The organism is Streptomyces sp. TLI_171 (genome assembly GCF_003610255.1).
Taxonomy (GTDB): Bacteria; Actinomycetota; Actinomycetes; order Streptomycetales; family Streptomycetaceae; genus Kitasatospora.
The window spans coordinates 86,084-98,319 of sequence record NZ_RAPS01000003.1; the positions used below are offsets into that span (position 1 = coordinate 86,084).

Annotated in this window: 13 protein-coding genes; 4 read left to right on the forward strand and 9 right to left on the reverse strand. The window is 71.7% G+C overall.

The genetic code is table 11. The features are described from left to right. The first annotated feature begins 175 nt into the window (after positions 1-175). From BX266_RS37620 to BX266_RS37635, 4 genes are all read left to right on the forward strand, one after another. Complete coding sequence (locus BX266_RS37620; RefSeq protein ID WP_099908840.1) at positions 176-1,162, forward strand: hypothetical protein; 987 nt, start codon at positions 176-178, stop codon at positions 1,160-1,162. A gap of 88 nt (positions 1,163-1,250) precedes the next feature. Continuing rightward, on the forward strand, positions 1,251-1,940 hold the full coding sequence (locus BX266_RS37625; protein WP_099908841.1) for a hypothetical protein: 690 nt from the start codon (positions 1,251-1,253) through the stop codon (positions 1,938-1,940). Next, complete coding sequence (locus BX266_RS37630; protein ID WP_143687153.1) at positions 1,937-2,527, forward strand: hypothetical protein; 591 nt, start codon at positions 1,937-1,939, stop codon at positions 2,525-2,527. Before BX266_RS37625 ends, BX266_RS37630 begins: the two co-directional genes overlap by 4 nt. Further along, a complete protein-coding gene (locus tag BX266_RS37635) occupies positions 2,524-2,916 on the forward strand; it encodes a hypothetical protein (RefSeq protein ID WP_099908843.1) in 393 nt (130 codons plus the stop codon). Before BX266_RS37630 ends, BX266_RS37635 begins: the two co-directional genes overlap by 4 nt. A 141-nt stretch (positions 2,917-3,057) precedes the next feature. Here BX266_RS37635 and BX266_RS37640 read toward each other — a convergent pair whose 3' ends face one another. From BX266_RS37640 to BX266_RS37680, 9 genes are all read right to left on the reverse strand, one after another. Further along, positions 3,058-3,270, reverse strand: coding sequence for a hypothetical protein (locus BX266_RS37640; RefSeq protein ID WP_143687155.1), 213 nt, complete (start codon positions 3,268-3,270; stop codon positions 3,058-3,060). Positions 3,271-3,300: 30 nt separating this feature from the next. Next, positions 3,301-7,086 (reverse strand): LysM peptidoglycan-binding domain-containing protein, encoded by a 3,786-nt coding sequence (locus BX266_RS37645; protein WP_099908845.1) that lies wholly within the window; start codon positions 7,084-7,086, stop codon positions 3,301-3,303. Between the two features lie 2 nt (positions 7,087-7,088). After that, positions 7,089-7,529 (reverse strand): TadE/TadG family type IV pilus assembly protein, encoded by a 441-nt coding sequence (locus tag BX266_RS37650; RefSeq protein ID WP_259465245.1) that lies wholly within the window; start codon positions 7,527-7,529, stop codon positions 7,089-7,091. Next, a complete protein-coding gene (locus BX266_RS37655; protein ID WP_099908847.1) occupies positions 7,526-7,972 on the reverse strand; it encodes a TadE family protein in 447 nt (148 codons plus the stop codon). The genes BX266_RS37650 and BX266_RS37655 overlap by 4 nt, the downstream gene beginning before the upstream one ends. Then, positions 7,969-8,421: a TadE/TadG family type IV pilus assembly protein gene (locus BX266_RS37660; protein WP_099908848.1), complete on the reverse strand. Its 453-nt coding sequence runs from the start codon at positions 8,419-8,421 to the stop codon at positions 7,969-7,971. The genes BX266_RS37655 and BX266_RS37660 overlap by 4 nt, the downstream gene beginning before the upstream one ends. Before the next feature lie 90 nt (positions 8,422-8,511). Continuing rightward, the gene (locus BX266_RS37665; protein ID WP_259465246.1) at positions 8,512-8,757 is read right to left on the reverse strand and encodes a hypothetical protein; all 246 of its coding nucleotides are present in this window, start codon (positions 8,755-8,757) and stop codon (positions 8,512-8,514) included. Positions 8,758-8,827: 70 nt separating this feature from the next. Next, positions 8,828-9,715: a hypothetical protein gene (locus BX266_RS37670; RefSeq protein ID WP_099908849.1), complete on the reverse strand. Its 888-nt coding sequence runs from the start codon at positions 9,713-9,715 to the stop codon at positions 8,828-8,830. Next, on the reverse strand, positions 9,712-10,674 hold the full coding sequence (locus BX266_RS37675) for a type II secretion system F family protein (RefSeq protein ID WP_099908850.1): 963 nt from the start codon (positions 10,672-10,674) through the stop codon (positions 9,712-9,714). Before BX266_RS37675 ends, BX266_RS37670 begins: the two co-directional genes overlap by 4 nt. Continuing rightward, entirely contained in the window at positions 10,674-12,092 is a 1,419-nt protein-coding gene (locus tag BX266_RS37680; RefSeq protein WP_259465247.1) for a CpaF family protein, read from the reverse strand. The genes BX266_RS37675 and BX266_RS37680 overlap by 1 nt, the downstream gene beginning before the upstream one ends. Between the last annotated feature and the right edge of the window lie 144 nt (positions 12,093-12,236).

A 12,236-nucleotide genomic window follows, 5' to 3' on the forward strand; every position in this document is an offset into this window, starting at 1 on the left:
CAAGGTCAGCAATTGCCCTGGTGCTGGGTGGCCTGGACGTGAAGAGCAGCACGCTAGCGGCCTCCGCCGACAATTCGACTCCTACGAGATCTTCGATGAATCGACCGATCCGCCTTCACTACTCTCGGTCTTGCTAACGTTGCTCAATGTGAGCGGCGCTGAACGAGGAGCCCTCATGACGGACCAGTTGACCAATCCCGAGACGCTCCAAGACCTGGACGCCGAACGGGACAAACTGCGGTACCTGGTCGAGAAGGACCACCGGCTGAGCGGGATCGTGCGGGGCCGCGTCAACGAGCAGCGCCGGCTTCGGCTCGCGATTGGGGCTGAGCTGCTCAGGCTGGCACCGCGCGGCGAGTCCGGCCCTGGCGCCGCTCTCGACGAGCTGGCGGCGGCAGTCGGCCTTCCCTTGGAGACCGCCCGGATCTACCGGAAGGTCGCACGGTGGTCCGGCCAAGCCACGTGCCAGGAACTCGACGCAATCGACGCGGAGGTCCCCTTCACGGTCCTGCGGGCGGCGGTCTCCGTGCCCAAGGGCCTGGTCGGGGAGCGAGAGGAGGTGGTGGGGCGCCGCCTGAACACCCTCCTGAAGCTCGCCCGTGCCGCACAGAAGTCGGGCGTCGGGGTGGTGACCGAGGCCGAGCTGCGCCGGCAGCTTGGCGACGACCGACTGCAGGAGGACGATCCGGCACCGGAGCCCGCCGCGATGGCGGACGTTTCTGTGCCGGTGGCGGATTTGTCCTTGGCGGCGGCACGGGACGCCTGCGCGAGCCTTCTGCGCGACCCGGCGGGACGGACCGAAGTGTTCGCAGCGGTGCTCGCCACCCCGGAGTACCGGCGCGAGCTGATCGCGGACGGGCGTGCCCGGGCGGCGATCCAGCAGGAGATCAAGGCCTGCGCGGCGGCTGAGCGCGACCCGGACGATGCAGCGATGGATGCTGCAGCGGACGCCGACCCAGACGTTGTACTCGCCCGCTGGCGGGCAGTTCTGCAGCGCCGCGACCACCAGGCCGCCGGGCTGCTGGCCTACGACCCGGACGAGATCGTCGCCAGGGGCGACGAAGAGCTGATTGACGCGGTCCTGCGGACCGTGGAGCTGTACGGCGAGTGGGGCCAGCGCCTCGCCGCCGCGGCCCGCCGGGAGGCCCCGCGAGCCGACTGACCAGAGCGAGAGGAAGACCGAGTTGAGCTCGAAGGAACTGCGAGACGAGCGAGGCCACCGCCTTCACCTGCACAGGGACCATGACCGAATGCCGGACGACCTCCGGAAGGCCCTGGTGCTCGACATCAGGGAGATGATGGTCCTTCACCCGCACAGCGCACAGGGCCGCCGCCAGTTCCTTCGCGAACGCTACGAGGCCGGCGCTCCGTGGGCGAAGGTCTTCGTCACCCGGTGTTTCACCGAGCTGGAGGAGCAGGCGGAGAAGACCTGGACGCAGGGCGAGCGCATCGTCGAGAAGGAACGGCGGGAGCGCGAGAACCTCGACCGGGAGGCCGAGAAGAAGGCAACCGTCTGTGGCGGGGAGTTGCCGGGCCAGCGGACTCAGGAGCCGCCGAGCGTCGATCTGGACGACGAGTCGTCCCCGCCACCGGTCCTGCGATTCACCGAACGCCAGGCCATGCCCCTCATCCAGCAGAAGTCCCGGCAGAGGATGCTCGACATCCTGGACGGCAAAGCCGCGGCGGTGAAACAACGGGACTATCAGAGCGCCCGGGTGAAGGAGATGGTGCGTGCGGAGAAGGGGCACCGGGGGGCGATCGAGCTCGCGCAGGCGATCGCGGCCGCCTGGGACCAGGACCCGGAGGCACTCAGCTATGAGCAGGTGATGCGTGGTGCCGGGCTGACGTTCCGCCAGTTCGGAATCAGCACGAAGTTCTTCGCCGACCAGGTCTCCGACGTCAGCGGCGACGGACTCGACGGCGAGCCGGCCTTCCCGTGACGACGCCGATGCTTACGGCCAGTGCGGAGCTGGTGGAGGCTCACAAGAGGCAGTGGTACCGGGGCATTGTCGAGCGGCTCCCCAACCGAGAGGTGGCCCGGGCCGGGCGCCGCGGTGACACCGAAGCCGCCGACTCCACCATCTGGGAACTCGAGACGCCACCGCTCGCGCAGGACCCGATCGCCGGCAAGCAGCGTGCGCACACCCGGTTGCGGTGGCTGCTCTGCGGAGTCGCCGAGCACGGCAGCGGCAAGCTGCGCATCTTCGAACGCGGCGGTGGCCTGGTGGCAGTCGAATGGCGACGGCCGTGGAACAACTACCCGCTTCTGAACGACCCGCTCATCGACCTCGGTTTCTCCACCGTAGTCGGCCGCCACGTCCTGCTCGACGCCACCTTCGACACCGTCACCCGCGCCCGAGCGGACGGCCGCGGCGTGCTCTACAGCATGCGCAGCTGGCTGGAGCACGTCCGCACTGGCACACCCCTCGCGCCGGCCCGCCAGCCCTGGCCCCAGCTACTCGAGCTGACCGCACCCTTCTCCCGCTACGGGATCGCCGCACAGGTCATTCCCGAAAGGACCACATGAACGCCGCCGACAACCCGGACCTTCTGCCTGGGCAGGCCGTCGAACTCCTCACTCGCTTCAACCGGATGGGCATGGCCGGCCCCACCATGACGCCAAGTCAGGCGACGACGGCCCTGGCCGGACTGACTGCACTGCTGCGCGTCGCCCCGAACGCGCTGCGGCACGTCAGCAGCCACCTCCTCACCACGCAACGCCAAGGCATGCTGACAGACGTCAAGGGAGGTGATACGGACGAACTGGTCGAGCGGATCAGGCAACGCACATTCGACAGCTTCGCACTCTTGGAGGAGGTGGCCGACTCCCTGGACAAGGCCCTGACCCTGGCTCAGCGCTTCCGCTCGGGTCCCCCGACGCCACTGACGGCAGCCTCCCAGCGCCGAGGGGCGTGAGGACACAACAGCGGACCACCTGATCCTCACGACGATAGTTGGCCAGCCGGCTGGCCAACGGTGCAGGCAGCGGCTCGAGTTGACGGTACTAACCGGCTCGCGGGTGGGGCTGAATACGGGCCGTCCCGTTCACCGGCGTGATCACCAGGTGGCGAACAGGCCCATGCCGGCGCTCGTTACGGCCGTGAAGGCAGCGGGACCGGCCAGGGCGAACGCGGCGGCGGCGATGGCGATCAGGAGCAGCAGGGCCACCAGCTCCAGGATCCGCTCGCCGCTGGTGGCGTGCTGGTGCTGGTCGGTCGGGGCCGTACAGCGGAGCCGTTCCGCAGCAGCAGGCCAGGCCCGGCGGGACACCGGGCCCAGCCTGCCCACCGTCGGCCACGATCAAGCGGTCGCGGTCCGGCGTCCCTTCAGCAACGTCTCGAGCAGTTCGACGGTCTCCTCCTCCGGGTCTACGCCGAGCTCTTCGTTCAGGTCATGCAGCCGGCGTGCGGCGCGCTCCAGGCTTTCGCGGTCCCCAGAGGCGGCGTGGACCTCGAAGAGGTCGCGGTAGAGCAGTTCGCTCTCCGGTACGGCCTCCAGGCCGCGGGCTGCGGCCATCGCGGCCGCCCGGTAGTCCCGTTCGGCCAGGCGCCGCTGGGCGAGCTCGTGTGCGGCGTCCTCGATCGCGGAGATCATCTCCTGGAGCCAGGCCTCGTTCCATGTGTACTTGGTGGCCAGGGTGCCGGCGAATGGCCGGCCGCGGACCAGGGCGAGCGCCTGTGCGAGTGCGATGTCTGCCTCCAGGCCGCTGCCGTGGTGGCCGTCCCGGTACAGAGCTTGGAACTGCACCCAGTCGCACATAACCGCGGGGTCCAGCCGGTACTCGTCGCCGGTGATGTGCGGCAGGTACGGGCTCCCGTCCGGTTTGTCGCCCAGCCACCGCCGGGTGCGCGACATCAGCGTGTTGCGGTTCTGGGCGTCGACCCGGACGTCCTGCCCCCACATGGCCTCGTCGAACTCCAAGCGGCTGCTGCCGGGGTTCAGGACGAGCCAGGCCGCCACCTCGGTGAGCTGGCGCCGCCGGGGCTCTTGCTTGGTGCTGCGCAGCCCGAGGACCTCGACCCGGCCGAGCACCCGGATGTACGGGACGGACGGCTCCACGGTGTCGGCGGTGAGTGCGGCCAGCACGGAGGAGGAGTGGTGCAGCCGGTGGCTGACCCGCGCATCCGCACACGCCGGCACGACGGCCGGAGCCGGAATCGGGACGGTGACCGGCTGCGCCGCGGCGCCGTCCACCACCTCTTCCTCCTCGCCCTGCAGCTCGCCGTCGTGCCGGACGTCGTGCTGTTCCTCCGTCTGCTCCCGGTCCTGCTCGTCGTCGGCGTCCTGGGCGTAGCGGGCGACCAGAGTGTCGAGGTCCTCCTCGTCCTCACCCCAGTCCGGGTCCTCGTCGTCGGCCAGACCGAACACGTCCTCCTCAAGGTCCACGTCCTCAAGGTCCACGGTCTCGTCCTGGTCGGCTTCGTCCGCGCCCGCAGGGCTGAGCGTCGCTGCGGCGCGGGCGCGGTGCTCCTGCTCGTCCTCCTCGGCGACCAGGTCCAGGTCCTGCCACTCGGGGGAAGTGCCCGCGGCGCCTGCGGTCGAGGGGGACTGGCCCGGGACGGCGGGAGCCGCGGCGGTGTTCTTGGTCAGTGCGATCGGGACGGTGACGGTGCCGGGGACCGTGGCCGGGCCCAGGGCGAGGGCCGGGGAGTTGGCGGCGTAGGTGACCTGGGCGGCGAGCGCGGATCCGATCCCTGCGTCAGCCCCGGCGAGCAGCGGCTCCGCGTCCTGGTCGGCATCGTCTGCGGCCGGATCGGCGGCCGCGGCACCGGCCGGGCGGGTCCAGGCCGGGGCCGGGAGCGTGTCGCGCCGCTCGGCGGTGGCCAGGACGTCGACCAGGCGCCGGTAGGCCTCCGGCTCGATGCGCTGGAGGACGACGCTGAAGGGCAACCCGTCGATCTCGACTTCGAGGCCCGCGTCGGCCGGGATCCGCCAGCTGGACTCCACCGGCAAGTCGGTGCGGCTGCCGGCGATGACGCCGATCGAGGTCCTCGGCTCCGCGCAGAGGAGATCCGCCATCTGCTGGGCCTCGTCGGAGGTCGGCTCCGCGGTGCTGATCAGAACGTGCGGGGTCCACGCGTCCGTGGAGCCCGCCGCGCCGACGCGGGCCGCTCGCAGGGAGGAGTGGCCGCCGTCCTGGAGGGCCTGGCGCTGGAAGGCGGCCCGGGAGGCCAGGGTGACCAGGGCCTCGGGCAGCGTGTCGTAGAAGTCCGAGTGCGCGGGGTAGAGCTCGGCGAGTTCCTCCGCGACGCCGGCGAGGAGCAGCAGGCGGTCGTCGGCGATGGCGCTGTTGGCGAGTTCGACCGTGAAGGCGCGCATCACCGCGAGGACGTCGTCGTCGGATCCGTCCAGGGACAGCAGGCCCATGGTCTCCAGGTCGACCAGGACCGGGTCGCCGTCGGGGGTGTGGCCGAGGCTGACCAGGGTGGGGTAGGGGGCCGGGGTGCGGACGGCGTCCTCGGCGCTGAGCAGCGCGGTGTTGCGGGTGGAGGACCCGCAGCGCCACAGCGCCGTGTTGTCCGCGGCGGTGAACGGGGCGATCGGCGTGGCGGGCGCGGCGAGGTACAGCTCGATCGTGTCGGCGGTGACGCGTACCGCTTCGAGCTGGGGGAGTTCTCGGCCCTGCTCGGCGGCGCGGGCGGCCATCGAGCGCAGGGAGCGGTCGAGCAGGGCCAGGCCGACGGGGTTGGTGGTGGCGCGCAGTTGCCGCTCCAGGCCTGCGGATTCGCCGGCCGGCATGGGGATGCGGCGGTTCGGCCCGCGGCGGCGCTGCTGCAGCAGTCGGCGGCCGCCGATGCTCGCCAGCACGCCGGCGGCGAGGAGCGCACCACCGGCGGCGAGGTTGCGGACCGTGTCGCTGCTGTCGGCGGACTCGGTCTGCTCGGCCGGCGCGGTTGGGTGCTGGGAGGGCGGCGTGGCCGCGGTGCTGGTGCCGCCGGCTGTCGCTGCGGCGCCGGCAGCTGCCGTGGGTGCGGGGGCCGGGGCGGCCGGTGCCGGCACGGTCGTCGGTGCGGGGCTCGGGGTGGTCGCGGGTGCTCCCGGTGCGGTGGTCGGTGCCGCAGCCTGGCCGCCGGAGCCGGTGGTGTCCGCGGCGTCGCCCTGTGCTGGGGCCGGAGTGTCGGCGTCGTTGCTGTCGGACGGCGCGGCCGCGCTGTCGGCGGGCAGTACGAGAGTCCAGCCGGGCTTGATGTGGTCGGGGTCGGTCAGGCGTTCGCCGCCGGGTTCGAGCCGGTCGCGGTTCGCGTCATAGAGCTCGACGAACCTGTCCGCGTTGCCGAGGTGTTCCTGGGCGAGTGCGGACAGGGTGTCGCCGGGGTGCACGGTGATCGTGGCGCCCCTCTCGTGCGGGGCGGCAGTGTTCGTCCCTGCGGCAGCGGCCGTGTCGGGCATGAGGAGGACCCAGCCGGGCTGGATGGGCCGGTCGGAGTGGAAGGTCAGACCGTCGGCCATGGTGCGGCCGTTGTTGAGGTCGGCGATCTCGTGCCAGCGTTCCCCAGCACCGAGCTGGTGCTGGGCGATGCTCCACAGGCTCTGCGCGGGGCTGGTGCTCTGCACCGTGTACGTAGGGCGCTGCGCCCCGGCGGCCTGCGCAGTACCGGGCGCGGTCGTGTATCCGGCCACCGCCGAAGCAGTGGCCGCGGCCGGCGCGTGGGCGGCTGCGGCAGTCGCCGGATGGGTGCCGGCGGCCAGTGCCGCGCCGGTGGTGGGGACCAGCAGGAGGATCGCCGAGACCAGCGTCGAGGCGACCTGCTGGCTCCAGGCGAAGCCGCGCAGCCGGGGGGCGGCCCGGCCGCGCAGCTGCGCGGGGATCTCGAGCAGCACCGACACTGTGAAGCTGCCCCAGCCGATCCAGCCGATGATCACCAGAACGAGCAGGAAAGCCGCCCCGTTGTCCTGGCGGGTGAAGATCTGGCTGGCCGAGGAGAAGGCGGCCAGGCCCGGGCCGGCGTAGCGGTGAGTTGCGGCCAGCAGCGCGACAGGTAGCGCGGTCAGCAGACCGAGCAGCACGACCAGGCCGCCGAGGGCGCAGGGAAGGTCCCGCAGCCTGCTGCGGGTGCGGATCCGGCGGGGAGTTTTCGGCGGCATGGTCAGGGTCCCTTCGGCGCGGTGACACCGTAGATCAGGGCGGCGGTTGCGTGGCCGTGCACGGGCATGTCCCCGAGTCCCCAGACGCTCTTGTAGGTGGAGGTCAGGTCGACGACGAGGACGCGGTTGCCCTGGTCCGGATAGATGTTGTAGCTGCCGTGGAAGCCGGCCTGCTCCAGGTACCGGACGGCTGCGCTGCGGGCAGCGGCGGGGTCGACCTCGATGCCGTCGCCGGGGATCGCCTTGCCCGCGTTGAGCTGCTGCCCGCCGGCGCGGGCGGCTTCCTGCGCGACGGCGTCCGCGCGCTCGGAGGCCTTCAGCTTCCCGCCGCCGTCGACGACGAGCCCGAGCAGGGCGATTAGAGCCATGACGCAGATCGCGACGAAGATCGACAGGCCGCCCTCCTCACGGGGGCGGTCGGACAGGCGGGTCATCTGGCTCATCCCCGTTGTGTGTAGGTGTCGGCGTACGAGGTGAATTCTGAGGTCAGCGTCTTGCTGCCGAGGTTGAGGCCGAACAGGTCCGCGAAGGACACGGTGCAGGTGACGCGGACGGTGACGTAGCCGGACTGCCCGGCCCGGGTGGGGATGCTCATGTGCGGAATGGTGACGGCCGGTGAACAGTGCAGGGCGGTGGCCGAGTTGGCCAGGTCCTGGGACGCGGCTTGGTAGGCCGCGGCGGAGGCCGCGCCCTTGGTCTTGGAGATCGATGCGGCTCTCGCGGCGTCCTCGGCGGCGCCGTCGACGACCTGCCCCGTGAGCGCGATACGGCCGGCGGCCCAGGCGAGGCACAGGAACAGCAGCAGGACGGGGACGACGATGGCGGCCTCGATGCTGGCCGAGCCGTCCTCTCGCCGGGCCCGCAGCCGCACGGCCGGGGAGGTCATGGGGCGTTCCACTTCTCCACGGGCGCCGAGGCGCTCTGGCTGACGGAGAAGCTGTCGACGCCGGGGATCAGCGACTGGGCCTGCCCGGTGACGGTGATGGTGATCCGCGTCGCGGAGCTGCCTTTCGGCGAGGCGTTGGGGGAGCGCAGGGCGCTGCCGCCGAGCCGGATTGCGGCCTCGTTGGCGCGGGCCACGCCGGTGTCGACGTTCGAGCCGTAGGTGCGCGCTGCCACGACGCCTTCGCGGGCCGCGGTCTGGGCCACTTCCCGGGCGTAGTACCACATGACGGCCTGCACGACCATGACGGTGAACAGGATGACGAAGGGGAAGACGATCGCGGTCTCGATCGACGCGTCGCCGCGCTCCTCGCCCTCACGCAGTCGCCGGGCGAGGTCACGCAGGGCCCGCGGGAGACGCCGGCGCGATGGCGCCGGTGCATCGCTGCGCATGGGGTTCCTTTCCTGGCGGGATCGCGGCGGGACGGTCGCAGGGCGCCGCCGGGTCCGGTGCCATCACCGGTCCCGGCGGCGGCCAGGCGGTCACTGGGTGGAGAGCTTGTTCTTGTACTTGTTGAGGAGGGTCACGGTGATGACGGCCGCGATCGCGAGGGCCAGGGTGATGAGGGCGACCATGATGATGACGGTGGTGATCGAGACGTCGCCGCGCTCGCGGTCCTCCTTCAGGCTCTCCAGCCGGGAGGCGACCCAGGCGACCACGGCTGCGTAGCCGAGAGTCTCCGGGAGGCGGTACACGGCGAGCTTGGCCTTGTCGATGCTGCTCAGCATGGTGATCTCTTCCTTGTATCGGTGCCGGTACGGGAACGAATGTGCGGGGCAGGGAGCGGGCAGTGCCGGTTCAGGTGAAGAGGATGTGCATCACCGCGGGGAAGCCGACCAGGGCCATGACCAGGACGGCCAGCACGCCGCCGGGCGCGGTCATCTTCTCCGAGTCGGCGTTGGCTTCTTCGGCTTGTTTGGCCATCAGCTCGCCGCGCAGGGACCGGGCCCGGGCGCGCAGGGTGTTGTAGACGGCGGCGCCCTGGGTCGAGGACAGGCTCATGATGTCCGCGACGTCGGCGAGCTGTGGCAGGTCGAGGTCGTTGCTCATGCGCTTGAGCTCGACCCACGGGGCGATCTTGTCGATCCGGGCGACTTCCAGGGCTTGGCGGATCCGCACGAACGGCCAGCCTTGCCCGACCTCGGCCGCGCGTTCCAGGGCCTCGGAGGGGCCGGCGTCGCCGGCGCGCTCCAGCGCGATCAGGTCGAGGTACGCGGCGATGGAGTGGGAGAACTCGATCCGGGCGCGCTTGGCCTTGTCCCGGACGTCCCAGTCGGCCAGGACGAAGAACAGCGCTCCGACGCCGATCCCGACCGCCAGCGGGACGGGCACCGGGAGGGAGTAGCCGGTGATCATGACGATGCAGTTCAAGACGGTCGGGAAGACCAGGCCGAGCAGGCCGAGCGCGACGCGGGTGAGCATGTGCACCGCGGGGCTCTTGCCCAGCAGCGCCAGGTCCTTGTGCCGGATGGTGACGCCGGGAAGGCCCTGCAGATGCTGGATCAGCCACCGGCCGACCTTCTCGTCCTGGCTCAGCTCCTCGTGCTCCAGGTCGACGGTCGGTGCCTGGTTGATCTGGTCGAGCGCCGCGTTCAGCTGCGGCTGCGACCTGAGCGAGGCGCGGATCAGACCTGCGAGGCCGGCGCCCACCAGCGCGCCGGCGAAGACCGCGATGACGGGAATCATCGTGCACCTCCCGCCACTGCGGCGGCGCGTACGGCGGAGGCCTGCCGGGGTGCCGGTGCGCTCACGCTGACGGGGCTGTGCGGGTCGGCGGCCAGGAACCTCGGGGTGGCCCGGTACGTCGCCAGCTGCCGCATCCAGGCCAGGACCCCGGCGAACCCGGCGATGAGCACCGCGAGGACCAGCTGGCCCACCACGGTGCCGTAGGGCTCGATGTAGGAGGTGTCGAAGCTGCCCGCGACGATGATCCCGAGGGTCATGAACGTCATCCACCGCACCGTGGTGCGCGGCTTGGCGCGGTCGGCCTCGATCTCCCGCCGCTGGCGCACCTCCTCGCGCACGGAGTCGGCGAGGTCCTCCAGGTTCCGGGCCAGGCCTGGGCCGCGGTCCGAGGCCCGCAGGATCAGGGCGGCGCAGACCTTGTCCGCGGTCGCGTCGTTGAGGTGGTCCGCGAACGCCTTGAGCGCGTCCTCGGGGCGCCACCCGGACTGCAGGCGGGCGGCGAGCTCACCCACCGGGCGCTCCAGCGCGGCCGGCGCGGTGCGCCGGGAGTCCTTCATCGCCTGCTCCAGACCGACGCCCAGGTACAGCACGTCGGCCAGGCGGCGGGTCCACTCGGCCAGGGCGTCCAGCTCGGTGATCCGGATCGTCGCGGCTTTGCCGGGGCTCAGCAGCCAGGGCAGGCCGACGGTGAGAAGCACCAGCAGCAGCCCGACGACGAGCCAGCCGGTGACCGCCCACGCGATCAGGCCGACGACGCCGGCGGCAATCCACCTGGCGCGCACCTGCGCCCGGGCGGCCGCGCTCTGGTCGGATCCGCGCAGCGCGGCCCGGAAGCGGCCGACGGGGCCGGGGGTGCGGGGCGCGGTGGTGCCGACGACGCCCGAGACCAGGCCGACCAGGCCGCCGGCCAGCAGCAGTCCGGCGAGCAGGCCCGCGAGGATCAGGGTGGTGCTGCCCATCACCGGCCCACCTTCACGTCGAGCGGGGCCCGCCAGGACCCGCCGGGAACGCGCAGCAGGTCGGCGTCGAAGCCGACGCGGACCAGGTCGTCCAAGGTCGCGGGATTCATGCGCGGCACGGCCCGCAGCTCTCCGAGCTCCGGGTTCGGGCCGAAGATGGTGTTGCTGGTGGGGCGGCCGCTCTCGCCGGCGCCGGTGACTTCCAAGACCTGCGACACGAAGCGGTGCTTGCGCCCGCCGATCGCGGTCTCGTCGAGCTGGCGGAGGAAGACCACGGCGTCGATGCCGTTGGAGATCTGACGGTAGGCCAGCTGCTCGGAGAAGCCGTCACCGGCCTGCATATACAGCTCGGCGATGCGGTCGTAGACCATGCTCGCCTCGCGGGCGTGGATGGTGCACAGGGAGCCGCCCTCGCCGTTGGTCATCGACTGCAGCATCGGGACGACCTCGCGGCCGCGGACCTCGCCGACGACGATCCGCGACAGGTTCATCCGCAGGGACGGGTAGATGAGGTCGTTGACGGTGATCTCGCCGGCGGCCTGGCCGTCGACGCGCTCGCCGTTACCCTCGCGGGCCTCCATGGCCACGATCTGCCGGTCCGGCTCGAGCTCGTGCAGGAACAGTTCGAACTCCGTCTCCAGGGTGCCGATCCGCTCGTCCTTCGGGATCTCGCGGGCCATGGCCCGCATCAGGCTCGTCTTGCCCGCGCCCTGGCCACCGGCGATCAGGACGTTCTTGCGGGCCAGGACCAGGGCCTTCAGATACGCGGCCAGCGTCGAGTCGATCGCGCCGAGCTCGACCATGCCCGCCAGATCGCTCTTGCGGACCCGGTGACGGCGGATGGTGACCTGGGGCCGCGGCGTGACCTCAGTCATCGCCTGCAGACGGGACCCGTCCGGCAGGCGAAGCGCGAGCATCGGACTGGCCGTCGACAGGGTCCGCTCCCCGTGGCCGGAGCGCCGAGCGAGGTCGCGCAGCAGCTCCACCAGATCCTCGTCGGAATCGGCGATCGGCCCGACCCGGACCTTGCCCCGGTCCGCGTAGTCGATCACGACGTCGTCGAAGCCGTTGACGAGGATGTTCTCGACGTCGGCGTCGTCGAGGTACGGCTGCAGGCGGCCGGCGCGGAACAGCAGGTCGAAGACCTGCGCCTCCAGAGCACGCTGCACGTCCGAACCCGGTGAGATGCCGAGCTCGCCGGCGCGGTTGACGACCCAGGTGGCCACCCGATTGTTGATCAGGTCGCGGCCGCGCTGTTCACGATCGGCCTGGCTCAGGCCCGGTGCCGCGGCGACGACCGCGGCGAGCTCGGTCGAGACCAAGCGGCGAATCTGGCCGACCACCTCCGGATCGACCTGCGCCGCAGGCGGCGCCGGCGGGGCGGCCGGCTTGGCCGGCACAGCGGCGGGCGGGGGCACTGGCCGCAGGGTGGTGGCGAACGGGTCCGCCGACGAGGGCTGGCCGGCCCGCGCCGCCGCCGTACCGCCGCGGGCGACGACAGCGCGGCGTGGTGCCGGGGCGGGCGCCGCCGGGTCCTCCCCCGGAGCGATGACGGGCGAGTC